The organism is Pseudomonas sp. AL 58 (assembly GCF_036348395.1).
GTDB lineage: Bacteria > Pseudomonadota > Gammaproteobacteria > Pseudomonadales > Pseudomonadaceae > Aquipseudomonas > Aquipseudomonas defluvii.
The window spans coordinates 120,734-144,741 of record NZ_JAZBQR010000011.1; the positions used below are offsets into that span (position 1 = coordinate 120,734).

Below are 24,008 nucleotides of genomic sequence, written 5' to 3' on the forward strand. Positions count from 1 at the left end.
CCTTTTAAAACAGTAGCTTGCGAGAAATTTAAGACGCGGCAGGATGTCGCGGGCAGGAGGGTTTGAAGCGGCAGGTGCGGAAATTTATGCAGAGAAGTCGCAAGCTGTCGAAAGCTCGGCAGTGCGCCGAATGAAGAGAAATTGTGCGGTTATCGGACGAAAGTACCTGAAGAGGGTGGCTAGTCGTCTGCCTGCCGATTGACCCGACGGGGGGGCTGGGCATACTGAAAGGCTACTTATCTGCCTTCTGTTGATTGCCTATGACTCGTACAACAACAACCAGCAAGACCGGCCGTCCTGCGGATGAGGATTTTCTCAAGCAGTTACTCGGTCGACAGAAGCGCCTGATCGTTGATCGGGCCAGCCAGTTCGGTGCCAGTGGTTTGCCTTCCGCTGAACAACTGGCTGAAACCGTGGCATTCGCCCCACAGGATGGCAGCATATGGCTGTGCGGCCAGCGCATGATGCTGCTGCAGGGCTCGGCGTTCGGGGCTATTCGCCGTGAACTGATTGACGCGCTGGGGTTTGACAAGGCGCGTGGCTTGCTCACGCGTATCGGCTGGCAAGCCGGTGCACGCGATGCTGCGCAGGTCAGCGAGCAATGGCCCGAGGGTGATCACGCCAGCCTCTACAGCGCTGGGCCGCGCCTGCATATGCTTGAGGGCATGGTCAATGTCGAGGTCGTGCGTTTCGAGATCGATTCCAGCGCCGGGCACTTCTACTCCGAATTCCTCTGGCACAACTCCCTGGAGGACGACGAACACATTGCGGTCTACGGCTTGGGTGGCGAACCGGCCTGTTGGATGGAGATCGGCTATGCCAGCGGCTATGCCTCGTCGCTGCTCGGGCGTCTGGTGGTCTTTCGCGAGGAGGAGTGCCGCGCCATGGGGCACCAGGCCTGCCGCATCGTCGGCAAGCCGGCCGAGCAGTGGGAGGATATCGACGTCGACCTGGCGTATCTGGACGCGGGTGACTTCCTGAGCCGCAGTGCCTACAGCTCAGGTACCGAGACTACCCTTGCCGAGCTCGACGTACCGCCTGAGGGTAAACAGCTGGTGGGGATTTCCGCTGCCTTTGTCGCGGCCAGTCAGCTGTTGCAACGCGTAGCACCGACCCAGGCCACGGTCCTGCTGACCGGCGAGTCTGGCGTGGGCAAGGAGTTGTTTGCACGTACCCTGCATCAGGCCAGTTTGCGGCACCACACGCAACTGGTGGCCTTGAACTGCGCAACCCTGCCAGAGAATCTGGTGGAGGCCGAGCTGTTTGGTGTCGAGCGCGGGGCCTTCACCGGGGCTGACCGTTCGCGGCCCGGGCGTTTCGAGCGGGCTGATGGCGGTACCTTGTTCCTTGATGAAATTGCCACGCTCAGCCTCAGTGCGCAGAGCAAGATTCTGCGTGCCTTGCAGGAAGGCGAGATCGAGCGGGTAGGGGGTACGGCGCCAATCGCGGTTGACGTACGGGTGATCGCCGCCACCAACCTGGACTTGCGCCGTGAAGTCGAAGCCGGACGTTTTCGTGAAGACCTGTTCTATCGACTGAACGTCTTCCCGATTCACCTGCCGCCGCTGCGTGAACGTCGAGAAGATATTCCGCTGTTGATGAGCTACTTCCTGCGTATCTTCAGCCAGCGTCATGGTCGTCAGTTGGCCGGTTTCAGCACGCGCTTGGTCAATGCACTGCTGACCTACCGTTTCCCGGGCAATATCCGCGAACTGCAGAACCTCATCGAACGCGGTGTGATTGCTGCTGGTGATGGCGAGGTGATGGACGTTGTGCACCTGACCGAAGCCGGGGCGCCGCTGATGGCGACGGCGATCGGCCTGACTGCCGAGGGGCGTCTGTCGGCGACGCGAGCCGCTGAGGAGGCTGTACCGCCCGCCTCGGAGCCTACCGTTGAGCCTGTGGCCGATGGTGCGGCCGAGGAGCCGGCGTTGGCGAGCCTGCAGGACTTTGTCTCGGGACGCCAGCGGGTCTTGAGTACCTCGCTGGAAGAGATCGAATTGCGCCTGGTGCGCCTGGCGCTGGAACGCTCCGGTGGCAATGTGACTGCGGCCGCACAGATGCTCGGCATGAGCCGAGCTCAGGTCAGTTACCGCCTCAAGGGTGGTTGAAGCCCTGTAGTGCGATTAAAAACGCCCCGCAACCTGTACGGTTCGGGGCGTTTTCATTACGGCCTGCGGGGGCGGCTCACAGCGCGGTGGTGAACTTCAGCCAGTATGTCTGGCCTTCGGCGCGGTTGCGCACGCCCGATTCGTCCTGCCACTTGGCACTCAGCGACCAGCCGTTCTTGCTGGTGTACTGCACTGCAGGGCCAATCGAGAAGGAGCGGCCACGGTTGCCGTCGTTGGCGTCAACCAGGGCTGCGGCTGCGCAGTTCGAGGCGCTGCATTTGTCATCGCTGATCTGCTGATAGGCGTGGCCGCCGACACCGAGTACCCAGCCGTTGCCCAGGCCCCAGCCGAGGGTGTAGTCCGCATGCAGTTCGCGGCCAGACTGGTAGTGGGTGTCCTTGTTCTCGAAGTTGTAGTCGTGCATCAGGCGCACGTCGGCATTGAAGCCGTTGGGGTCCATGTAGGTCATGGCATACACGGCCTGCACTGTGTAGTAGTTGTTGCCCAGGTTGACCAGGTCGTTCTTGTCGTACTCGCTACCGGTAGGCAGCACGAAGTCGACGCCCACGGCAGTGTGGAACTTGTCACTGTGGTGGAAGCCGATCACCGGGCCGAGGTGCGCGTCACCGATGCCGCGCTTGTGGTCGTGCGGACCATTCTTGACGTTCAGGCGGATATCGTTGAGTGGCAGCAACGCATGAAAGCCGAGGTTGCCACCCAGGACCTTCTGCTCGGTAACCCAGACAAAACGTGGAACGATGGTGGTCACGCGCAGGTCGATGTCAGCCGCTTTGTCGCCGGCGTTGTCGCGCAGGGTGTCGGCCAGGTAGTTGCCGACGAACACCTGACCGTACGTGCCAGGTGGCGGCAGGATACCCATACCGTAGTTTTCGATGCCCATCGGCCAGGATGAGATACCGCCTTCAGTGGCCTGAACCTGTGAAGCCGTGCTGGCCAGCAGAAGGGCAGCAGTGAGCGCAAGGGGTGTGGCGAGGGTGAATTTCTGATGCATGAGAGGGTCAGCCTTATTGTTATGAGTCATGCGCAGAGGGTTTTATGCCGCTGCGCAAGGGGGACGCCTCTCAACTACCGTGCCAGTTTTTAATTTTATTTTTTAGCCTTTAAAATCAATAAGTTATGTTTTTAAGGCCTAACGTTTCTGCGCCTTGCATGCCTGAAAGTGGCGGTATTTATTAAGAAAATTCGGCTGACTGCGAAAAACTCGCGGGTGTTCAGGCGCCGCTTTCGTGGTGCCCGGCCGCTTGGCGGAATGCGTTAGGGGTCTGGCCACTGAGGCGGCGGAAGAAGCGTGAGAAGTAGGTCGGGTCGCTGAAGCCCAGGCTGTCTGACAACTGGCTGATGCTCATGGTGGTGTAGATCAGGCTGCGCTTGGCTTCCAGTAGCAGGCGTTGGTGAATGATCTGCAGCGCTGTCTGCCCGGCCAGTTCTCGGCACAGGGTATTGAGGTGCACGCTGGAAAGGCCGACACGGTGGGCGAAGTGCTCCACTGAGAGATGCTCCCGGTAATGCTGTTCCACCAGTTTGATAAAGCTGCTGAGCAATTGCTGGTTGCGTTCGCCACGGCTACTTGGTTGCCTGTTCTGCAGGCCTTGGCGGCTGATCCAGACCATCAGCACATTGACCAGGGAGTGCAGCAGCAGGTCGCGTGCTGGCGCGCTGCCTTCATACTCCTGGTGCAGGGCTGTGAACAGGGTATTGAGGGTACGGCGATCACGCCCGACCGGGTAGCAGCCGGACGATGCCAGGACGGTCAGTGGCGCACCCAATTGTGCCTCCAATTGCGCGACCAGTGGCGCACCAAGGGTGAGTACGTAGCCCTCGATATTTTCTGAAAACTGAAAGCCATGCACGGTCAGCGGCGGCGTGACCTGGATCGACGCTTCCAACACCTTTGTACGCCGTCCCTCGACCTCGACCATCGCTTGGCCACGCTGTACGTAGAGCAACTGGAACAGGTCGGCGTGACGGTGTGGCTTGATCTCCCAATGGTGCAGGCTACTGCGTTTGGGGATCGACTCGCAGTGCAGCAGGTCCGGGGTTGGCCATGCCTGGTTTTCACCGTACAGCTTGAATACGGGGATGCTGGGAAGGCTGGTTTTCATCGTGCGAAGCGACCTGGCGGGTGTGGTTAGAGGGGTGTATTGGTTCGTTCGATAATCGAACCGTATTTTCAAAAGTGCAATTCATGGGCGAAATATCACCTTTTTTTCCAGTTTTTGTAAGTAAAAATGCAGGGGCCAAATAAAACAATAACCTCCAGTCGTTGCCCGAAACCGGCTGGAGTGCCCATGTGAGATCACAGTAATGAAAACTCAGGTTGCGATTATCGGTGCCGGCCCTTCTGGACTTCTGCTGGGTCAACTGCTGCACAAGGCTGGCATCGACAACATCATTCTTGAACGTCAGACACCGGACTATGTGCTCAGTCGCATTCGTGCCGGTGTACTGGAGCAAGGCACGGTGGACATGCTCCGTGAAGCCGGTGTTTCCGAGCGTATGGACGCCGAGGGCCTGGTTCACGACGGCGTCGAGTTGCTGGTTGCCGGTAAGCGCATTCGCGTTGACCTCAAAGCGCTGACCGGTGGCAAGACCGTGATGGTCTATGGCCAGACGGAAGTCACCCGTGACCTGATGGACGCTCGCACTGCCAGCGGTGCGCCGATCATCTACTCGGCCGAGAATGTGCAGCCGCACGAGATGAAGGGCGAAAATCCTTACGTCACCTTTGAAAAAGGCGGCGAAACCTACCGCATCGATTGTGACTACATCGCCGGTTGCGACGGCTTCCACGGTGTTGCCCGCAAGAGCATCCCGGAGGAGATCCTCACCCAATACGAGCGCGTGTATCCATTCGGCTGGCTGGGCCTGCTGTCCGACACCCCACCGGTCAACCATGAACTGATCTATGCCCACCATGACCGTGGTTTCGTCCTGTGCAGCCAGCGCTCGCTGACCCGCAGCCGTTACTACCTGCAAGTACCGCTGACCGACAAGGTCGAAGCGTGGTCCGATGAACGCTTCTGGGATGAGCTCAAGGCACGTCTGCCGCAGGAAGTGGCCGACAAGCTGGTGACCGGTCCATCGCTGGAGAAGAGCATCGCCCCGTTGCGCAGCTACGTGGTTGAGCCGATGCAGTATGGCAAGTTGTTCCTGGTGGGCGACGCGGCTCACATCGTGCCGCCGACCGGCGCAAAAGGCCTGAACCTGGCCGCCTCCGACGTGTGCTACCTGTACCGCATCCTGGTCAAGGTCTACAAGGAAGGCCGCACCGACCTGCTGGAGAAGTATTCGGAACTGGCGCTGCGCCGTATCTGGAAAGGCGAACGTTTCAGCTGGTTCATGACCAACCTGTTGCATGATTTCGGCGACCACAAGGACGCCTGGGACCAGAAGATGCAGCAAGCCGACCGTGAGTACTTCCTCAACTCCCATGCCGGCCTGGTCAATATCGCCGAAAACTACGTCGGCCTGCCTTACGAAGACGTCGAGTAATCAGCGTGTTGGGCGCCCGCAACCTGGGTGCGGGCGTTGCACTGTGCAAACGGAGACTGAATCATGGGTGTGTTTGACTGGAAACACTGGCTGGTAGTGTTGGTTGTGGCGGTGCTGCTGTTTGGCAGCAAGCGTCTGAAGCACCTGGGTGCCGACCTGGGTGAATCGATCAAGGGTTTTCGCCGTTCGGTGAACAGCGAGGATGATGTACCGGCGCCGGCAGTCGCGTCGGTGCGGGTTGAAGGTGAAGCCCGTGAGGCTCAGCACGCCGCACGCGAGGAACACCCTGGCAACCGCTGACTGACGCCTCGCTGAAGCCATCGCAAGCTGTAGGAGTCGGGCTTGCCCGCGATGCAGGCGCCGCGCACTCGCGGGCATCCCACCGACGCCATCGCAGGCAAGCCAGCTCCAACAGAGCCTGCACAAGCTGTAGGAGCCGGGCTTGCCCGCGATGCAAACGCCGCGCACTCGCGGATACCCCGCCGATACCATCGCAGGCAAGCCAGCTCCAACAGGCCCCGCGCAAGCTGTAGGAGCCGGGCTTGCCCGCGATGCAGACGCCGCGCACTCGCGGATACCCCACCGACGCCATCGCAGGCAAGCCAGCTCCAACAGAGTCCGCGCAGCCTGTAGGAGCCGGGCTTGCCCGCGATAACGCCGGCAGGCGACGTCTTTGTCCTATTGGTTTTCAACACCCGCGAAAGCTGGCAAGGCATACTCGTGTGGCATGTGGCTTACTTAACCAATGAGGCAAGGATGAGCGATATTTTCACCACTCAGGAGGCCGGCGTCCTCACGATTGCTTTTAACCGTGAAGCAAAGAAAAACGCCATTACCGCGACCATGTATGACGCGCTCAGCGAGGTGCTGGTCAGTGCAGCGGTTGACCGCGAGGTTCGCGTGGTGCTGATTCGTGGCAGTGAGCAGGTCTTCTCTGCCGGCAATGATCTTGGTGACTTCATCGCGCATCCGCCCGCGACCGAGGATGCCCCGGTCTGGCGTTTCTTGCGCACCTTGAGCGCATTTCCCAAACCGATTGTCGCGGCCGTCTGTGGCGTGGCGGTCGGTGTCGGCACGACGCTGTTGCTGCACTGCGACCTGGTCTATGCGGGCACCAACGCCCGTTTCAGCGTGCCTTTCGTCAGTCTCGGCCTTTGCCCGGAAGCCGCGTCCAGCTTGCTCTTGCCCAAGCTGTTTGGTCATCAGGGCGCTGCCGAGGCGTTGCTGACCGGCGAGCCGTTCGATGCCGAGTTTGCGCTGCAGTCGAAGCTGGTCAATCGCGTGCTGCCACCGGAAGCCGTCCTTGACTTCGCGTTGTCCCAGGCACGCAAGATTGCCCAGCAACCGTCGAGTGCTGTCATGGAGACCAAGCGCCTGCTGAAACTGGCAGATGCCGGTGACGTGCTGGCACGCATCAATGAAGAAGCGAAGCGCTTTGCTCAAATGCTTGACGCAGAGGCCGCCCGAGAAGCGATCGCAGCCTTCACCGAGAAACGTAAACCGGATTTCAGCCGGTTCTGATCGAGGGATGGGCAGCCGTGTTTGAACAGGCTGCCCATCGAAGAAAACACGCGTGGTTCAAGGCTTACAGCGCGTGGCTATAGGCCGTTCTGGAGGCGTGGGTCGAGGTCCGGATCAGCAACAGTACGGAGCCAATGACCGGCAGGCTTACCAGCAGTAGCGCATAACGCAAGGACTGCTGGCCAAGCAGGGGTTGCAGCATGTCGCTGAACAGGCCGGTCACCAGCGGCCCGATGCCGACACCGAGCAGTGTGCTGACGATGGTTTGCAGGGCCATGGCCGTACCGCGCCGGTTGGACGGTACCAATTGGGTGACAAGGTTGTAGGACGGCGCTACCCACCAAACGGCGAAGAAGCTGTAGAGCGCACACCACACCATGGCCGTTGGAATCGGTACGCTGCCGAGCGTGACCAGCACGGTGTCGGGCCAGAGCAGGTAGGTGCTCAGGGTGGCGATGGCGGTCAAGTGACCCAGCACCGGAATCGAGAGCTGCCAGTGCGGGTTGCGTCGGCTCAGGCGGTCGCTCAACCAGCCGCTGAACAGGCCCCCGACACCGGCGGCGGTGCCGCAGATGACCCCAGCTAACAGGCCGGCATGTTGCAGCGAGAGGCCGTGGGAGCGTACCAGGAAGCTGGTGTTCCACATGCCAATGGCGTAGGAGCTGAGCGTGGTCAGGCCGCCCGCCAGTATCAGGCAGCGATAGGCAGGCAGCGCCCATAGCTTGCGGGCTTCAGCGCCCATGCCGAGCAGTGGCGCGTGGGCATGGGCGGGAGCAGGGCTTAGGTCCCAGCGCCCCCGTACCGGGTCGCGCACCACGATGGCCATGATGGCGGCAAACAATAGGGCGGGCAGGCCAAGGGCAATGAATGCTGTACGCCAGCCATACACTTCGACCACCCAGGCACCGATACTCAAGCCGATGATCGAGGAAAACGTTGGCGCGGCGGTGAAGCAACTGATGGCGAGTGAACGTCGATGCGGTGGATACAGGTCGGCGATCAAGGACAGGGATGCCGAGGTCGTTGGTGATTCGCTGACCGCGACCAGCATCCGGGCAATGGCCAGTACCAGAAAGCTGCCGGCCAGCCCGCAGGCCATCGTTGCCAACGCCCAGAGCAGGCACGACAGTGCGAGCAGGCGCGTACGCGGCAGACGATCCACCAGACGTCCCGCCGGCAAGCCCATCAGCGCATACACCGCCGCGAAGGCCAGCCCGGAGATCAGGCCCATGGCCGTGTCGCCGACCCCGAACTCCGACTTGATTGGCTCAATCATCACCGCAAGTATCTGGCGCCCGACAAAGTTGTCGGCGAACACCAGTGCCAGCAGCAACAACAGGCCGTGGCTGCGCCAGCCGACCGAGGTGGCCGGCATGACGGTTGCGCCGCTCGTCATCGCGGCGCCCAGAGATCGGGCAAGCCGGGGTCGCTCACTACAATCAGGCGCTTGAGCAAGACCTTGAGGGCTTGCGCGTCGGCACTGCCGAGCTTGGCCGACAGTTCTTCCTCCACCACCTTGGCCAGCGCCAACTGTTGCAGCGACACCTCGCGGCCGTTTGCCGTGAGCACGAAACGCAACTGATCGGCATCGCCCTCGATCGCCACCAGGTGCTGGCGCTCGAGAAAGCGCATGCCGGCCAGTGTGACCTCATGGCCGGTGTAGCTGACAAAGGTGTTGATTTCCTCAAGGCTCAGGTTATCGCGGATACACAGCACCGAGAGAATGAAAAAGGCCTGTTCGTCCAGCTGCTGGTTGCTCACCATGCGCCGCAGGGCATTGAGCACCTGGTAGTGCCCGCGCCCGAGCAAGTAGCCGAGCAGGTCTTCGGTGTAGCTGCATTCCGGTGGCGGCGGTGTGGTTGCCAGGCGCAGCTCGCTGCGCGGCTTGCGGGTGGCCAGCGCATACTGGCCGCTCTGGAACGCCAGCGGCGCCCGGTCGCTGTGATCGAAGGCCAGCACTTCCCCGACAAAGATCACATGGTCGCCGCCCTCATACTGGAAGGCAGTACGGCATTGAAAGCGTGCGGTGCAGTCTTGCAGCAAGGGCGCCTCGCTGACGCCATTATCGAGTTGGACTTCGGCAAACTTGTCTTCGCCCTGGGTGGCGAAGCGCCCCGAGAGTTTTTCCTGTTCGGTAGACAGGACATGCACATTCCAGTGCTTGCCGTTGCTGAAAACCGGCAGGCTGCGGGCGTTCTTCGACAGGCTCCAGAGCACCAGTGGCGGGTTGAGCGATACCGAGTTGAAGCTGTTGGCGGTGATCCCCACCGGTGAGCCGTCTTCGGCCTGGGTCGTGATGATCGTGACCCCGGTAGTGAAGGTACCGAGCGCGGCGCGGAAGGCCTGGGGATCGAAGCTGGCGTTTTGCATAGCCATGATAGACCTCATGGAGTGGAGTTTTCGTGTGGCCAGTATTGGTCGCCGCAGGGCGCTGTACATCGTCTCAACGGACTAACGCTTTTGTTCGATTCTCGTCCGATCGGACGAGGCGCCGGGCGTCGCCCCGCGACTAGTGTGGCCCCATGCGCATCCGGCGCTTCCGGGCCTTGGGGCCAGCATCAGCGAGGGGACACGAATGAGTTCAGCCACGTCATCCGTACAAGCGCTTTCGAGCCTGTTATCCCGGCAGAAACAAGCCTTTAACAGCGCCGGCGCGGTCAGTGCCGACACACGTCGTCGGCGTATTCAGCAGGTGATCGACCTGCTCGTGCGTCACCACGGTGTGTTGACCGAAGCGATGGATCAGGATTTCGGCGGCAGGCCTGCAGGCTTTTCCCTGATGAACGACGTGCTGGGTTCTCTCTCGTCGCTCAAGCATGCGCGGGACAACCTGCACCTCTGGATGCAGGACGAGCCGCGCCCGGCATTCGCGCCCTACGACCAACTGGGCGCCAAGGCCTGGGTCATGTATCAGCCCAAAGGGACCGTGGGCATCATTGGTACCTGGAACGCCCCGCTGTTTACCTTGTTCAGCCCGCTGGCTTGCGCACTGGCGGCGGGCAACCGGGCGATTCTCAAACCGTCGGAGGTGGTTCCGCGTACCGCTGAGGCGGTAGCGCAGTTGTGTGCTGAGCACCTTGACCCGCTGGAGATCGCCGTGGTCACGGGGGGCGCTGAGCTGGCGGAAGGCTTCACCGCCCAGCCGTTTGACCACATGGTGTTTACCGGCAGTACTGCGATTGGTCGCGCTGTGATGCGTAATGCTGCGCAGAACCTGGTACCGGTGACGTTGGAGTTGGGCGGTAAGTCGCCAGTGATCATTGCGCGCAGTGCCGACCTGAACAAGGCGGCGTTCAGCATCGCCGCAGCCAAAGCCTGTAATGGCGGGCAGATCTGTATCAATCCCGACCTGGTGTATGTACCACAGGCGCACCTTGAAACTTTCCTCAGCGCCTTGCGCAGTGCCTATTGCGAGCTCAACCCCTCGGTTGCCGGCAACCCGGATGTGGTGGCAGTGGTCAATCAGCGGCATCTGGCCCGTGTCGAAGGCTATGTGGACGAGGCCCGGGCCCTGGGGGCTCGCATCGAAAGCCTGCCGGAGGCGTTGGCGGTTGATGCCGAGGACCGTCGCCGGCCCCTGCGTGTGGTGGTCAATCCGCCGGGTGACAGCCAGATCATGCGCGAAGAAATCTTTGGCCCGGCCATGGTGGTGCTCACGTATGAGGACCTTGATGGGGTGATCGCCGACATCAACGCCCGGCCACGTCCGCTGGCGCTGTACTACTTTGGCGAGGATCAACAGGAGCAGCAGCGGGTACTGGAACACACCCTGTCGGGCGGCGTCACCGTCAACGACGTGATGATGCATGCGGCGATGCACGATGCGCCGTTCGGCGGCGTGGGCGCCTCTGGCATGGGGCATTACCACGGCCGTGAAGGGTTTCTTGAGTTCAGTCACCTGCGCACCGTGTTCAAGGCGCCTGCGCATGACCCGCGCCGTGAATGGGGCCTGCTGCCGCCGTATAGTGAGCATTACCTCGCGGCCATGATGGCCATGGTCACCGCTGACTGACTCATTGTGCATGGGGCGCTCGGATGAGCGCCTTGTCGCCTCTACGGGGTTTACCGTTGCTTATGTTCAACGCGATCACTATTGCCCAGCGCCTGTGGTTCTGGGCGTTGTTGGCCACACTGTTGTTTATCGTTGCGGTCGGTTTTGGTGGCTATGGCCTGCAACAGGCCCGTGACAGTCTGCGTACCATCAATGAAGACAATCTGGCGACGCTGCTCACTGTCGGTGAGGTTCAGCACCGTCTCGATGAAAGTCGGCGGCTGGTGTTGCTTGCTATTCAGCATGACCCGGAAGGCCCGCTGGTGGCGGCGTTCGACCGCTCGATCGATGTGACGCTAGCGGCCATCGAAGCCAACAATCACGCGCTCGCGCAGGTGTGGGCCAGCTACCGCCAACGCCCCTTGTCCAGCCATGAACAGCAGGTGGCCGAGGCCTTTGATGGCCATTACCAGGCCTGGCTGGGTGAGTTGGAGCTTTTGCTGGAGTCCTTGCGCGCGGGTGACTATCGCCTGTCCGGCATCATTTCGTTCCTGCGCATGGCCGAACCTGCTGGCGATGCGGCGGGTATTGAACTGGGCAAGCTGCAGACGTTGCAGAAGGAAGCGGCTGCGCGGGCATACGACCTCGCCCAGCAACGCTATCGCTCGACCCTGCTGGCGTACCTGGTGCTGGCGGTGGTGGGGGTTTTGGCTGGCAGCGTTACCGCGTTCTCGACCTTGCGTCGCCTGAAACGGGCTTTTGCCCAGGCGGGCGCCAGTGTGCGCGCGATTGCCAGTGGCGACCTGTCGCAGCCCATCGAGGTCAAGGGGCGCGATGAGTTTGCCCGGATGCTGGGTGATATCGCGACGATGCGCGACAGCCTGCACGGGTTGATCTCGCAGATGCGCGCGTTGGTGCAGCGTGTCAGTCACGAGGCGGCGCACATGGCCGAATCGGCAGAGCTGGCCTCGTTGGCTGCGCAGCAGCAGGCTGACGCCGTGCGCGGCATCTCTTCTGCAGTTGAGCAACTGTCGGGTTCAATCAGCGAAGTCGATACCCAGGTCGGGGTTTCACGCAACATCACACAGCACTCGGCGGGGCGCTCGGGCAAAAGCGAAGGTTTTATCCGCGATATGGCCCATGGAATGAACCGTATCAGCGACGTGATCAGCGACACCGCCGTGCATATCCGTGAGCTGGAAGTCTTCTCCGGCGAGATCAGTACGGTGCTGAATGTGATTCGCAGCATTGCCGAACAAACCAATTTACTGGCGCTGAACGCCGCCATCGAGGCCGCAAGGGCAGGAGAGCAGGGCCGTGGTTTTGCCGTGGTGGCCGATGAGGTCAGGCTGTTGGCACAACGTACGGCCCGTTCAATCGGTGAAATCGACCTCACGGTACAACACATCCAGGAGGGGACCCAGGCGGTGGTTGGCGGGATGGACCGGGTGATCAGTCGGGTGCGTGATGGGGTCGGGCTGGCAGAGGAGGCCGGCGACTCGGTGGCGCAGATCCGCAGTGGTACTGACGATGTGATTCGAAGCGTCGACACCATTGCTGTGGTGATCGCCGAACAGGTACGGGTCACCCAGGAGATGGTCGTGCGCGTCGAGAGCGTTTCGGCCGGCACCGGCGTGCTCTCGGCCAATGCCGGCCGCAGTGCCGCGGCGGCGTCTGACCTGGAGCAGTTGGCGCGTGCACTGGACCAGTTGTCCGCCAGGTTCAATGTCGTCTGACGGGTCTAGTCCGCTTTGACGATGAGAGCGCCCCGGTCAGCCGTGATCATGGGATGCACACCGCCAGCGTCCCCGTATCGTCGTCGGCGGTCTTTCCTGACCTCAGCTAATGGCATAACAACAATGACGGCTCAAGTTCAGTCTCAAACCCACTACGACGTGATCGTCGTTGGTTCGGGTGCAGGTGCGATGACGTCGGCGGTCTTCCTCGCCGACCAGGGTTTCAGCGTGCTGATCGTGGAAAAAAGCGACAAGTACGGTGGTACTTCGGCTATTTCCGGCGGTGGGATCTGGATCCCGAACAATCACTACTTTGCTCGCCAGGGCGGTAACGACAGCTTCGAGTTGGCGATGCGCTACCTCAAGGCCGCGGCTGGCGAGCACGTCGATGATGCGCGCCTGCAGGCCTACCTGGACAATGCGCCAAAGATGATCGAGGCGCTCACCCGTACCAGTCGGGTACGTTATGCGGTGGCTGCCAAGTACCCGGACTACTACCCGCATTTGCCTGGTTCGCTGCCCGGAGGACGCACCCTCGACCCCGAGTTGTTCGACACCAGCCTGCTCGGTGAGGAACTGGACAACCTGCGCAAACCGTCACCCTCGACCTTGCTGATGGGGCGTATTGCCTGGACTGCCCGGCATGCGCACAAGGCCATGGCCCGCAGCTTCGGCTGGCGCTGGCTGATCATGGGCCTGATGCTGCGTTACAAGCTGGACTTCAAATGGCGGCGCAAAAGTAAATTCGACCGCCGCGCAGCCCTTGGCAGCGCGTTGGTTGCGTCACTGCGTCGTTCTCTGATGGACCGTAACGTGCCGTTGTGGCTGAACACCGATTTTCGTGGGTTGCTCACGGAGCAGGGCCGGGTCACCGGGGTCACGGTGCAACGCGATGGTCAGGAAAAGCAGCTGCATGCGCGTTACGGGGTGATTCTGGGCTCCGGTGGCTTCGAGCAGAACCAGGCACTGCGCGAGCAATACCTGCCCAAGCCGACTCGCATGGCCTGGAGTGCGACGCCACCGGGCAACAACACCGGTGCCGCGTTGGAAGCGGGGATCGCCCAGGGCGCGGCGACCGCGTTGATGGGCTGGGCCTGGTGGGCGCCGACCATTGCCGTGCCGGGCGAGGAAAAACCGCGCGGTATTTTTGCCGAGCGGGCATTCCCCGGGGCAATTGTGGTCAACAGCGAGGGGCAACGCTTCGTCAACGAAGCGGCTCCGTACCTGGAGTTCGTCGATGCCATGCTCCGCGACAATCAGCGTACAGGCGGAAAGTCCGTACCGGCCTGGGTGATTTTTGACGGGCATTTCCGCTTCCACTACGCCATGGGCCCGTTGATGCCGGCCCAGGTCATGCCTGACAGCCGTCTGCGCAAGGAATGGTTGAACACCTTGTACTGGAAGGCCGACACCCTGGCGCAACTGGCCGAACAGATCGGCGTCGATGCAGTGGGCCTTGAGCGCACAGTGGACAAGGTCAACGACTATGCGCGCACCGGCCAGGACCTGGACTTCGACCGTGGCGGCAATGTGTTTGACCGTTACTACGGCGATAGCAATATCAAGCCCAACCCGTGCCTGGCGCCCCTGCGCAAGGGGCCGTACTACGCCATGCGCCTGGATGCCGGTGACATTGGCACCAAGGGCGGCTTGCTGACCAACGAACATGCACAAGTGGTGCGCGACAACGGTACGCCCATCGACGGCCTGTACGCGATCGGCAACTGCTCCGCGTCGGTAATGGGTACCAGTTATCCGGGGGCGGGCGGCACCCTCGGGCCGGCGATGACCTTCGCCTATGTCGCTGCCAACCACCTCGCCAGCCAGCGTTAGGAGCCGTCATGGACATGTCTGATAACAGCACCTGTACGGCGATTCAGGCACCATTGCGCGTTGCCGACAGCAGTAGCGTGACATGGGATGAGCAGTGCGATGTGCTGATCATCGGTTGGGGCGCGGCCGGGGCCTGTGCGGCACTGGAGGCCCGCGCCAATGGCGTCGATGTGCTGATCGCCGACCGTTTCACAGGTGGCGGCGCCAGTGCCAAGAGCGGTGGCGTCGTGTATGCCGGTGGGGGGACCCGGTATCAGTACGCCGCAGGCTTCAGTGATACCCCCGAGGCCATGTTCGACTACCTCAAGCACGAAACCCAGGGCGTGGTCAGCGACGAGACCCTGCGGCGCTTTTGTGCGGACAGCGTGGCCAACCTAGATTGGCTGGAAAGCCACGGTGCGCCTTACGGGCACCAGATGCCCCCAGGTGGCAAGACCTCCTATCCACCCGACGGCTACTTCCTCTACTACTCCGGCAATGAGCTGGTACCGCAGCACAGCGGCCCGTTGCCTCCGGCGCCACGCGGCCACCGTACGGTCGGCAAAGGCCAGTGTGGTGCGGTGCTGTATTCGCACCTCAAGGCGGCTTGCCTGCGCGCCGGGGTGCGGCCACTGCTGCAATCAGCCGCCAAGCGCCTGGTGCTTGACCAGGAGGGCCGGGTGATCGGTGCCGAGCTGTGGTGCCTGCCGCCGGGCAGCAAGCAGGCGAAGCTGCACGCCCGTTGGGCTGCCCGTGCCGAGCGCTTGCAGAACTTTTCCCCGGTCTACTGTGACAGGTTACGCCTGCGGGTCAGCCAACTGGAGCGCGAGTTCGCCCGGCCACGCCTGGTCAGGGCCCGGAACGGGGTGATCCTCAGTACGGGCGGGTTCATCTTCAACCGCGAACTGATCAAGCAGCATGCGCCGAAATTTCGCCGCAACTTCAAGGTAGGCGCCACCGGCTGCGACGGCAGCGGCCTGCGCCTGGGCGTGAGCGCTGGTGGTGAAGGCGCTGCGCTGAATCGGGTGTCGGCCTGGCGGTTCATCAATCCGCCCTACAGTTGGCACAAGGGCATCGTGGTCAACAGCCAAGGCCAGCGTTTCTGCAACGAAGAGGTCTATGGCGCAACGCTGGGCCAGCCGTTGATGGAGGAGCAGGGCGGCAAGGCCTGGCTGGTGCTTGATGCCCCGCTGCGCAAGAAGGCGATCCGGGAGGCACTGTTCGGTGGGTACTGGTGGTTCCAGAGCGTGCCGGCGCTGGCATTGATGCTGCTCAAGGTGAGCAAGGGCAAGTGCCTGGAGCAACTGGCTACGGTCACTGGCATGAAGGCCAGCGCATTGCGCCAGTCGCTGCAGGCCAACAATGCGGCTGCGCGTGGTGAGGCGCCCGATCCATTCGGCAAGTCGCCAGGCGGTCGCCAGGTGCTTGAGCAGGGCCCGTTCTACGCCTGTGACATTTCCGTGACCAACCCGGTCTTCCCGCTAGGGGCGTTGACCCTGGGCGGTTTGCGGGTGGATGAAGGCAACGGGGCCGTGCTGGATACCCAAGGGCAGCCCATCGCTGGCCTTTACGCTGCCGGTCGCACCGCCCTGGGTATTCCCTCACACCTGTACATCAGTGGTCTATCACTGGCCGATTGCGTGTTCTCCGGGCGTCGCGCCGGGACGGCAGCCGCAATCAACCCTGCACAGCCACTGCAACACAACCGCGCACACGAGATGAGCTGATGACGATCAAGGAGAACAACATGCCCGGACGGGTTCATGGCAAGGTGGCGCTGGTGACTGGCGGTGCCAAGGGTATTGGCCGTGCCAGTGCACGGTTGTTGGCGGCTGAAGGCGCCCAGGTGCTGATCAGCGATATCGACGTCGTTGCCGGTGAGGCACTGGCTGCCGAAATCGGCCCGGCTGCGGCGTTTATCCGCCATGACGCCAGCAGCGAGGCAGAGTGGAAGCAGGTCATGGCGCACTTGCGTGAGCGCTATGGCCGCCTGGATATCCTGCTCAACAATGCCGGCATACTGCTGAGCGGTTCAGTCGAAGAAACCTCGGTGCAGGACTGGCAGAAGGTCATGCGGGTCAATGCCGACAGTGTGTTTCTCGGCTGTCGCGAGGGGATTGCGCTGATGAAGGAGGGCGGTGGTTCGATCATCAACCTGTCGTCGATTGCGGCACTGGCCGGGCGTGATGATTTCATGGCCTACAGTGCTTCGAAAGGCGCTGTGGCGGCCTTGTCGCGTTCAGTGGCGGTGCTCTGCCGACGCCGCAAGTACCGGATCCGCTGCAATACCCTGCACCCGGACGGCGTACTCACCGACATGACCAGTGGCGGCTTCCCGCAGGGTGTCGACCCGGTCCGCCTGACCATCGACAGTGACCCGATGAACCGCATGTGCTTGCCCGAGGATGTGGCGGCCAGTGTGCTGTTTCTTGCCAGCGATGAGTCCCGGGCCATCAACGGCGTCGAACTGCGCATCGACAGTGGGCAGATGGTGATGAGCATCTGATCATCACGTTAGTGCTTGATTGCACAAGGCCGCTTGCCTGTTGAAACGGGCAAGCGGCCTTGTGCTGTGTTGCAGTGCTGCGTTCTTCCGAGTGGATGCCGTTCAATGCCCCTCGAATTGCGCCGGGCGTTTTTCGATAAAAGCTTGCATGCCTTCTTTTTGGTCCCGGGAGGCGAACAGCAGGGCATTGGCCTTGCGTTCCAGTGCCAGGCCGGCCTCCAGCGGCGCATCCATGCCGGCGAGAATCACTTCCTTGATCTGTTCGGCGGCCAATGCCGGCATCGCCGCGATGACGCGGGCCAGCTCCAGGGCGTGAGCCTGGACCTGGTCATCGTCCACCAGGTCACTGACCAGGCCGGCCACCCAGGCTTCTTCGGCGCTGATCGGTTGCCCGGTCAGGGCCATGCGCATGGCCTTTACCTTGCCCACGGCGCGGACCAATCGCTGGGTACCGCCAATGCCCGGCATGATGCCGATACGAATTTCCGGTTGGCAGAAGCGTGCGCTGCGCCCCGCGACGATCAGGTCGGCAAGCATCGCCAACTCGCAGCCACCGCCATAGGCGTACCCGCAGATCGCCGCGATCACCGGTTTCGGGCAGTGCTGAATCGGCGCCCAGACCCGTTCGGTATGGCGCCGGTAGATATCGATAGGGCCGACGCCGGCCATGCTGTTGATATCGCCGCCTGCGGCAAACACCTTGTCGCCGCCCGTCAGCAGGATGCAACGCACCTGCGGGTCGGCGCTCAGTTCGCTGAAGTAACGCGACAGCAAGGCTTGCAACTCCAGGCTCAGGGCATTGGTCGCGTGCGGACGGTTGAGCCGCAGCAGGGCTACGCCAGGCAGCGGGCGTTCGAGCAGAACCGGTGGAGCGGATGAATCAGGCATGAGCGTCCTCGTGAGCCAGGCGTCAGGTGAATGCCTGCCAGTGTCACGGCCGGACGGTGATGATTCATCGTCCGTTCAGACGAAGAATGGGCCTGGCTTTGTCCCTAGAGTGAACCCTGTCAGCAGAATTAAGGAGCGCGACATGGGGCTGCATTCGGGGCTTGATTACAGTGGCAAGGTGGTGCTCGTCACCGGCGGTACCAAGGGCATTGGCGCAGGTATTGCGCGTGAGTTTCTGGCGGCCGATGCGCAGGTGATCGTCTGCGCCCGCTCAGCGCCTGAGCAGGTGCCGACGCTGGAGGGCAAGCGCGCCATCTTCATCCCGACGGATGTGCGCGACCCGGACTCGCTACAGGCGCTGTTCGACACCATCAGTCGCGATTTTGGCCGCCTTGACGTGGTCATCAACAACGCAGGCGGTAGCCCGGCAGCCGAGGCCGCCAGCGCATCGCCACGTTTTCACGACAGCATCATTCGTCTCAACCTGATCGCGCCTCTGAATGTCGCCCAGCACGCCAACCGCCTGATGCAGGCGCAAGTGCAGGGCGGTTGCATCGTGTTTATCGGCAGCATCAGCGCCTTGCGCGCCTCACCCGGGACTGCGGCCTATGGCGCGGCCAAGGCTGGCGTCCTGTCGCTGGTGCAGTCGCTGGCGGTGGAGTGGGGGCCGAAGGTTCGTGTGGTCGCGGTCAGCCCGGGCCTGGTGCTGACTGAACAGGCTCACCTGCATTACGGCAACGACGCCGGTATCGCCGCCGTCAGCGCCGGTATCCCGGCCGGTCGCATGGCCGTGGCGGCGGATGTCGCCAATGCCTGCCTGTACATCGCCTCGCCGCTGGCCAGTTACGCCAGCGGCTGCAACCTGCTGCTGCATGGCGGTGGCGAACGTCCGGCGTTTCTCGGTGCGGCGCAGGTTCTGCCCACCTGATCGACCCATGGTGGCGGCCGGGTCCGGTTGCCGCCCTCAATTTGCAGGAGACGACTTTGGCTGATCCACAATTGCTATCCAATGTGCGCGCCCTAGTGGGGCGCCAATACGGTCGTGTGTATGCCTGGGATGAGGTCAATGCACCGATGATTCGTCAGTGGTGCGAGATCATGGGTGTCGAAAACCCGCTCTACACCGATCCTGCGTTTGCCCTCGGCACGCCCCATGAGGGCTTGATTGCGCCGCCGGCGATGTTGCAGGTGTGGACCATGGAAGGCTTCCATGCCAACCACTATCCGCCAGGTTCCACCGACGAAAACCCCTATGAAGTGCTCAAGCTGTTCGAGCAGTACGGCTATAACTCGGTCGTGGCAGTGAACTCCGAGCTGAGCTTCACGCGCCCCTTGCGCCTGGGTGAAAAGCTCTACTACACCACCCGCCTGGATGCGGTGGGCGATGAGAAAACCACCGCCTTGGGCACGGGCTTCTTTGTCACCCTGGTGATGAGTCACTTCGTCGAAAAGGCCGGTGGCGACGAACCGGTAGGCGAGTTGCTGTTCCGCGTGTTCAAGTTTCGCCCGGCCAATGCTCAGCCAGCAGCGCCTGCGCCGACCGTGGCCGCTGCACCTGCCAAGGCCAAGCGCCCGCAACCGGGCATCAGTGACGACACCCGGTTCTTCTGGGAGGGCTGCGCACAGGGCCAACTGTTGATCCAGCGCTGCACGGCCTGCGCCACCTTGCGCCATCCACCCGCGCCGGTATGCATCCAGTGCCACAGCTTCGACTGGGACACCGTCCAGGCCAGTGGTCGCGCCAGCCTCTACTCGTTTGTGGTCATGCACTACCCGGAGGTCGCGCCGTTCGATCACCCGAACCCCATCGGTCTGATCGAGCTGGAGGAGGGCGTACGCCTGATCGCCGGGTTGGTCGGCATTGAGCGTGAGCAGTTGCAGATCGGCCAGCGTTTGCAGGTCGAGTTCCAGACCTTCGATGACGCGCTGACCTTGCCCCTGTTTCGGCCCGTCGGCGCGTAGGAGTTGACCCCATGAATTTTGAATTGACCGAAGACCAGCGCGCGATTGCGCAGATGGCTGACAGCCTGTTTGTCGACCACTGCCACGACGACTACCTGCGTCGCTGGGATACCAGTGGTGAGCCGCTGATGGCTCCACTCTGGGCGCTCTGCATTGAAACCGGGCTGCACGCCTTGGCGATTCCTGAATCCCACGGTGGCAGTGGCCTGGGCATGACCGAGCTGATGCTGGTGTTGCAGGCTCAGGGCAAGGGCTTGGCACAGGTGCCGCTGTGGCGGCATCAACTGGCCGCAGCGACCCTTGCCGCGTTCGCATTGCCCGAGGTCGCGGCCTGGGCCGAAAAAGCCGCGTCGGGTGAAGCCATGCTGACCCTGGCCATCGATGCTCTTGGCAGTGCCCGCGGCATCGAGCTTCAGGCCCGTCCGTGTGCCGACGGCTGGGAAATCAATGGTCGGGTCGCGGCCTTAGCCCTGGGCGAACAGGCACAGGCGGCACTGGTGCTGGCAGACGTAGACGGCCAGCCGCGGTTGTTGCTGCTTGACCTCTCGGTCGCACAGGTAACCCGTGTACCAGCGGTGCTTACCCACGGTGAAGCCGTTACCGATGTGCATGTCGAGGGCCTGCGCGTTGCGGCCCCGCAGTTGCTGCCCAGTGCCGCCCTGGCCTGGCTGGAGCCGCGCAGCGTGGCAGCCTTGGCCGCGTTGCAGTTGGGTGTCAGCGAGGAGCAGATCCGCCGCACCGTGGCCTATGTCAGTGAGCGTCAGCAGTTCGAGCGGCGTATCGGCAGCTTCCAGGCGGTGCAAATGAGCATGGCCGATGCGCATATCGCCCTTGAGGCCCTGCGCAGTGTGCTTTGGCAACTCTGCTATCGCCTCGACGCCGGTTTGCCGTCGCCGTCGGAAGCGCTGGCCACCGCTTATCTGGCGTGTGAAGCGGGACATCGCATCGGCCACATCGCACAGCACGTGCATGGCGGTATCGGCGTCGACCTGACGTACCCGATCCACCGTTTTCTCTATTGGAGCCGCGCCCTGGGCCTCGCCCTGGGTGGTTCGGCGGCAAGCCTGGAACGTCTCGGCGATTGGCTGAGCGATAACGACAAGCTGGGATGGAAATATGACCTCGAAGAACACCAAGCGCTTTGAAGACGTGCGCCCCGGCGAAGTGCTGCCTGAACTGGCGGTTCCAATCACGGTCGGCCTGATCACCGGTGGCGCGATTGCCACCCGGGATTATTTTCCGGGGCACCATGATCTGGAGGCAGCCCGCGCACTGGGCTCACCGCATATCTTCATGAACATCCTGACCACCAACGGGCTGGTGCAGCGTTATGTCGAAGGCTGGGCGGGGCCGTTGGCCACGTTCACCTCACTGAAAATCAAGCTGGGTGCACCGAACTACCCCGGTGACTGCATGACCTTCAGCGGCAGCGTGACCCGCCAGGATGCCGACACCCGTACGGTGGAAGTCACCCTCAGCGGCAAAAATTCCATGGGCAACCACGTGACCGGTACGGTCGCGCTGGTCCTGCCCTGACAGCCGGAGACACAGACATGACGACTTCGTCGATATCCGGACGCGCCGCGATAGTTGGTTTGGGCGCGACCGAGTTTTCCAAGAACTCCGGGCGCACGGAACTGCGCCTGGCCCTTGAAGCCACGCTGAGCGCGCTGAAGGATGCGGGCATTGACCCTTCCGAAGTTGAGGGCTTCAGCTCTTACTCGGTGGACAAGGTTCCGGAATACGAAATTGCCCGCCTGTTGGGTTGCAAGGACGTTAAGTTCTTTTCGCAAGTGCCTCACGGCGGTGGTGCGGCGTGTGCGCCGATCATGCACGCGGCCATGGCGGTGGCCACCGGCGTGGCAAAAGTGGTGGTGGTCTACCGGGCCATGAACGAGCGGTCCTGGTATCGCTTCGGCACCGGCACTTACGGTTTCGCCTCGACGCCGATCTTCGAGAACGTCAACTACGGCTGGTACATGCCCCACGGTTTCCATACGCCGGCGGCCTGGGTGGGCATGTTCGCTCAACGCTACATGCACACCTATGGGGCCACGTCCGAGGATTTCGGTCGGGTCGCAGTGGCCGTGCGTGATTTTGCCGCGACCAACCCCCAGGCGTTTTTCTACGGCAAGCCGATTACCCTCGAGGAGCACCAGGCCTCGCGCTGGATCTGCGAACCGCTGCACCTGCTCGACTGCTGCCAGGAGTCCGATGGCGCCGTGGCCATGGTGATCACTTCGGCGGAACGTGCCCGTGATCTGCGCCAGAAGCCGGTGATGATCAAGGCCGGTTCCCAGGGCATTACTGACGGTCAGCAGATCATGACCTCGTTTTACCGTGACGACATTACCGGGCTGCCGGAAATGGGCGTGGTGGCCCGTGAGCTTTATCGCCAGTCAGGGCTGGGGCCGGAAGCGTTTCAGACAGCGGTGATCTATGACCATTTCACCCCGTTCGTGCTGCCGCAACTGGAAGAGTTCGGTTTCGCCAAGCGTGGTGAGGCCAAGGAGTTCATCCGCGCGGGTCATCATGCCCGTGGCGGCAAGTTGCCGATCAACCCCCACGGCGGACAACTGGGCGAAGCCTACATTCATGGCATGAACGGCGTCGCCGAAGCGGTACGGCAGGTGCGCGGCACCGCAGTCAACCAGGTGCCGGCGGTAGAAAACGTGCTGGTCACTGCCGGTACCGGCGTGCCGACCAGCGGCCTGATTCTCGGCGCGGCCTAAGGAGGCGTTATATGTTCGTTGATCTGACTCCTGAACAACACGCCCTGCGCCACAAGGTGCGGGACTACTTCCAGGCGCTGATGACCCCGCAGCTGCGTGAGCAGTTGCGGGGCCAGGAAGGCGGCGAGCTGTACCGGCAAACCATCCGGCAAATGGGCCGCGACGGTTGGCTGGCTGTTGGCTGGCCCAAAGAGCATGGTGGCCAAGGCTACGCGGCCACTGAGCAGTTGATTTTCTTTGAAGAGGCCAACATTGCCGGTGCGCCATTGCCGTTCGTGACCATCAGCACTGTTGGCCCGGCCCTGATGACCCATGGCAGCGCGCTGCAAAAGGAGCGCTTCCTGCCGGGCATCGCTGCGGGCGAGATCATGTTTGCCATCGGCTACTCCGAGCCGGACGCCGGCAGTGACCTGGCGGTTCTCAAGACCAGCGCACGCCTGCAAGGCGATGAGTTCGTGGTCAATGGCAACAAATTGTGGACGTCCGGTGCCGATGCGGCGGACTACATCTGGCTGGCGGCGCGCACTGACCCCACGCAAGCGCGTCACAAGGGGATTTCGATCCTGATCCTCGATACCCAGGCGCCCGGGTTCTCCACGACACTGATCCCGACCACCAGCATTGCCACCACCGCCACCTATTACGACAACGTGCGGGTGCCCAAGGACATGCTGGTAGGGGAGCTGCACGGTGGCTGGAAGCTGATCACCGAGCAACTCAACCATGAGCGGCTTGGGCTTGGCTCCTGGTCGGACAAGGTGGTCGCCTTGTTCCGCCGTGTCTACCTGTGGGCGCGTTGCCGTGATGAACAGGGCCGACGGGCCATGGACAAGGGCTGGGTGCGCAGTTCGTTGGCAGAGTGTTATGCCCGCCTGGAAGCGATGCGCCTGATCAACTTGCGTATCGCTGCCGACCTTGAGCAGCAGCGCATGGATGTGGCCCTGAGTTCGACCACCAAGGTGTATGGCTCCGAGTCGGCCATCGAGATACTGCGCAAGCTCGCCGCCATTCTCGGCGCCAACGGTTCGTTGCGCAGCGGCTCCTCAGCGGCGTTGTTGCAGGGCGAGCTGGAGTACGAACTGCGCTCTTCGGTCACCCTGACGTTTGGCGGTGGTACCAACGAAATTCAGCGTGAACTGATCGCCCAGTTCGGCCTGGGCATGCCACGTACCCAACGCTGACAGCGCCCCGCGCCGCTCAGCCAATACAACAAGAACAGTACCCGCTCCGGACTGA

The 24,008-nt window shown here is 62.3% G+C and carries 20 protein-coding genes; 15 read left to right on the forward strand and 5 right to left on the reverse strand.

All coding sequences use genetic code 11. The features are described from left to right. The first annotated feature begins 260 nt into the window (after positions 1-260). Positions 261-2,111 (forward strand): sigma 54-interacting transcriptional regulator, encoded by a 1,851-nt coding sequence (locus UIA24_RS14015; RefSeq protein WP_330523102.1) that lies wholly within the window; start codon positions 261-263, stop codon positions 2,109-2,111. A gap of 76 nt (positions 2,112-2,187) precedes the next feature. Here UIA24_RS14015 and UIA24_RS14020 read toward each other — a convergent pair whose 3' ends face one another. Together UIA24_RS14020 and UIA24_RS14025 are read right to left on the reverse strand one after the other, a co-directional pair. Beyond that, a complete protein-coding gene (locus tag UIA24_RS14020; protein ID WP_099774227.1) occupies positions 2,188-3,123 on the reverse strand; it encodes a SphA family protein in 936 nt (311 codons plus the stop codon). Between the two features lie 220 nt (positions 3,124-3,343). Further along, positions 3,344-4,234, reverse strand: a complete 891-nt coding sequence (locus UIA24_RS14025) for a helix-turn-helix domain-containing protein (RefSeq protein ID WP_065761945.1) — start codon at positions 4,232-4,234, stop codon at positions 3,344-3,346. Between the two features lie 202 nt (positions 4,235-4,436). Here UIA24_RS14025 and pobA point away from each other — a divergent pair, with 202 nt between their 5' ends. The 3 genes from pobA (at position 4,437) to UIA24_RS14040 (ending at position 7,145) form a co-directional block, all read left to right on the forward strand. Further along, entirely contained in the window at positions 4,437-5,624 is a 1,188-nt protein-coding gene (pobA, locus tag UIA24_RS14030; protein WP_330523103.1) for a 4-hydroxybenzoate 3-monooxygenase, read from the forward strand. A 63-nt stretch (positions 5,625-5,687) separates the two neighbouring features. Then, entirely contained in the window at positions 5,688-5,924 is a 237-nt protein-coding gene (gene tatA / locus UIA24_RS14035; protein WP_330523104.1) for a twin-arginine translocase TatA/TatE family subunit, read from the forward strand. A 456-nt stretch (positions 5,925-6,380) separates the two neighbouring features. Beyond that, positions 6,381-7,145, forward strand: a complete 765-nt coding sequence (locus UIA24_RS14040; protein ID WP_330523105.1) for an enoyl-CoA hydratase — start codon at positions 6,381-6,383, stop codon at positions 7,143-7,145. Between the two features lie 64 nt (positions 7,146-7,209). Here UIA24_RS14040 and UIA24_RS14045 read toward each other — a convergent pair whose 3' ends face one another. Together UIA24_RS14045 and UIA24_RS14050 are read right to left on the reverse strand one after the other, a co-directional pair. Next, positions 7,210-8,520 (reverse strand): spinster family MFS transporter, encoded by a 1,311-nt coding sequence (locus tag UIA24_RS14045; RefSeq protein WP_099776615.1) that lies wholly within the window; start codon positions 8,518-8,520, stop codon positions 7,210-7,212. 17 nt (positions 8,521-8,537) lie between these two features. Beyond that, positions 8,538-9,521 carry a flavin reductase family protein gene (locus UIA24_RS14050; protein ID WP_099774232.1) on the reverse strand — a complete coding sequence of 328 codons (984 nt, stop codon included), beginning with the start codon at positions 9,519-9,521 and terminating at the stop codon, positions 8,538-8,540. A 199-nt stretch (positions 9,522-9,720) separates the two neighbouring features. On the opposite strand from UIA24_RS14050, the gene UIA24_RS14055 reads away from it, so the two are divergent. From UIA24_RS14055 to UIA24_RS14075, 5 genes are all read left to right on the forward strand, one after another. Next, a complete protein-coding gene (locus UIA24_RS14055) occupies positions 9,721-11,157 on the forward strand; it encodes a coniferyl aldehyde dehydrogenase (protein ID WP_330523106.1) in 1,437 nt (478 codons plus the stop codon). Between the two features lie 23 nt (positions 11,158-11,180). Next, positions 11,181-12,872 (forward strand): methyl-accepting chemotaxis protein, encoded by a 1,692-nt coding sequence (locus UIA24_RS14060; RefSeq protein WP_330523107.1) that lies wholly within the window; start codon positions 11,181-11,183, stop codon positions 12,870-12,872. 123 nt (positions 12,873-12,995) lie between these two features. Next, positions 12,996-14,705, forward strand: coding sequence for an FAD-binding protein (locus tag UIA24_RS14065; RefSeq protein ID WP_330523108.1), 1,710 nt, complete (start codon positions 12,996-12,998; stop codon positions 14,703-14,705). Positions 14,706-14,713: 8 nt separating this feature from the next. Further along, entirely contained in the window at positions 14,714-16,411 is a 1,698-nt protein-coding gene (locus UIA24_RS14070) for an FAD-binding protein (protein ID WP_330523109.1), read from the forward strand. A 20-nt stretch (positions 16,412-16,431) separates the two neighbouring features. After that, entirely contained in the window at positions 16,432-17,190 is a 759-nt protein-coding gene (locus UIA24_RS14075; RefSeq protein WP_330523135.1) for an SDR family oxidoreductase, read from the forward strand. Between the two features lie 102 nt (positions 17,191-17,292). On the opposite strand, the gene UIA24_RS14080 is transcribed toward UIA24_RS14075, so the two are convergent. Next, positions 17,293-18,078, reverse strand: a complete 786-nt coding sequence (locus tag UIA24_RS14080) for an enoyl-CoA hydratase (RefSeq protein WP_065760548.1) — start codon at positions 18,076-18,078, stop codon at positions 17,293-17,295. A 142-nt stretch (positions 18,079-18,220) separates the two neighbouring features. On the opposite strand from UIA24_RS14080, the gene UIA24_RS14085 reads away from it, so the two are divergent. From UIA24_RS14085 to UIA24_RS14110, 6 genes are read left to right on the forward strand one after another with little or no spacing between them, the layout of a single operon-like run. Further along, the gene (locus UIA24_RS14085; protein WP_330523110.1) at positions 18,221-19,006 is read left to right on the forward strand and encodes an SDR family oxidoreductase; all 786 of its coding nucleotides are present in this window, start codon (positions 18,221-18,223) and stop codon (positions 19,004-19,006) included. A 56-nt stretch (positions 19,007-19,062) separates the two neighbouring features. Next, on the forward strand, positions 19,063-20,040 hold the full coding sequence (locus UIA24_RS14090) for a bifunctional MaoC family dehydratase N-terminal/OB-fold nucleic acid binding domain-containing protein (RefSeq protein ID WP_330523111.1): 978 nt from the start codon (positions 19,063-19,065) through the stop codon (positions 20,038-20,040). 11 nt (positions 20,041-20,051) lie between these two features. Beyond that, on the forward strand, positions 20,052-21,185 hold the full coding sequence (locus UIA24_RS14095; protein WP_330523112.1) for an acyl-CoA dehydrogenase family protein: 1,134 nt from the start codon (positions 20,052-20,054) through the stop codon (positions 21,183-21,185). Continuing rightward, positions 21,157-21,576: a MaoC family dehydratase gene (locus tag UIA24_RS14100; protein WP_065760545.1), complete on the forward strand. Its 420-nt coding sequence runs from the start codon at positions 21,157-21,159 to the stop codon at positions 21,574-21,576. Before UIA24_RS14095 ends, UIA24_RS14100 begins: the two co-directional genes overlap by 29 nt. 17 nt (positions 21,577-21,593) lie before the next feature. Further along, the gene (locus tag UIA24_RS14105) at positions 21,594-22,772 is read left to right on the forward strand and encodes a lipid-transfer protein (RefSeq protein WP_065760544.1); all 1,179 of its coding nucleotides are present in this window, start codon (positions 21,594-21,596) and stop codon (positions 22,770-22,772) included. 11 nt (positions 22,773-22,783) lie between these two features. Then, positions 22,784-23,953 (forward strand): acyl-CoA dehydrogenase family protein, encoded by a 1,170-nt coding sequence (locus UIA24_RS14110; protein ID WP_065760543.1) that lies wholly within the window; start codon positions 22,784-22,786, stop codon positions 23,951-23,953. Positions 23,954-24,008: the final 55 nt, after the last annotated feature.

Bases quoted from the DNA above. Each gene is read 5' to 3' on its own strand.
- UIA24_RS14015 (WP_330523102.1), top strand. From the start codon at position 261: ATGACTCGTACAACAACAACCAGCAAGACCGGCCGTCCTGCGGATGAG.
- UIA24_RS14020 (WP_099774227.1), bottom strand. From the start codon at position 3,123: ATGCATCAGAAATTCACCCTCGCCACACCCCTTGCGCTCACTGCTGCC.
- UIA24_RS14025 (WP_065761945.1), bottom strand. From the start codon at position 4,234: ATGAAAACCAGCCTTCCCAGCATCCCCGTATTCAAGCTGTACGGTGAA.
- pobA (WP_330523103.1), top strand. From the start codon at position 4,437: ATGAAAACTCAGGTTGCGATTATCGGTGCCGGCCCTTCTGGACTTCTG.
- tatA (WP_330523104.1), top strand. From the start codon at position 5,688: ATGGGTGTGTTTGACTGGAAACACTGGCTGGTAGTGTTGGTTGTGGCG.
- UIA24_RS14040 (WP_330523105.1), top strand. From the start codon at position 6,381: ATGAGCGATATTTTCACCACTCAGGAGGCCGGCGTCCTCACGATTGCT.
- UIA24_RS14045 (WP_099776615.1), bottom strand. From the start codon at position 8,520: ATGCCGGCCACCTCGGTCGGCTGGCGCAGCCACGGCCTGTTGTTGCTG.
- UIA24_RS14050 (WP_099774232.1), bottom strand. From the start codon at position 9,521: ATGGCTATGCAAAACGCCAGCTTCGATCCCCAGGCCTTCCGCGCCGCG.
- UIA24_RS14055 (WP_330523106.1), top strand. From the start codon at position 9,721: ATGAGTTCAGCCACGTCATCCGTACAAGCGCTTTCGAGCCTGTTATCC.
- UIA24_RS14060 (WP_330523107.1), top strand. From the start codon at position 11,181: ATGAGCGCCTTGTCGCCTCTACGGGGTTTACCGTTGCTTATGTTCAAC.
- UIA24_RS14065 (WP_330523108.1), top strand. From the start codon at position 12,996: ATGACGGCTCAAGTTCAGTCTCAAACCCACTACGACGTGATCGTCGTT.
- UIA24_RS14070 (WP_330523109.1), top strand. From the start codon at position 14,714: ATGGACATGTCTGATAACAGCACCTGTACGGCGATTCAGGCACCATTG.
- UIA24_RS14075 (WP_330523135.1), top strand. From the start codon at position 16,432: ATGCCCGGACGGGTTCATGGCAAGGTGGCGCTGGTGACTGGCGGTGCC.
- UIA24_RS14080 (WP_065760548.1), bottom strand. From the start codon at position 18,078: ATGCCTGATTCATCCGCTCCACCGGTTCTGCTCGAACGCCCGCTGCCT.
- UIA24_RS14085 (WP_330523110.1), top strand. From the start codon at position 18,221: ATGGGGCTGCATTCGGGGCTTGATTACAGTGGCAAGGTGGTGCTCGTC.
- UIA24_RS14095 (WP_330523112.1), top strand. From the start codon at position 20,052: ATGAATTTTGAATTGACCGAAGACCAGCGCGCGATTGCGCAGATGGCT.
- UIA24_RS14100 (WP_065760545.1), top strand. From the start codon at position 21,157: ATGACCTCGAAGAACACCAAGCGCTTTGAAGACGTGCGCCCCGGCGAA.
- UIA24_RS14105 (WP_065760544.1), top strand. From the start codon at position 21,594: ATGACGACTTCGTCGATATCCGGACGCGCCGCGATAGTTGGTTTGGGC.
- UIA24_RS14110 (WP_065760543.1), top strand. From the start codon at position 22,784: ATGTTCGTTGATCTGACTCCTGAACAACACGCCCTGCGCCACAAGGTG.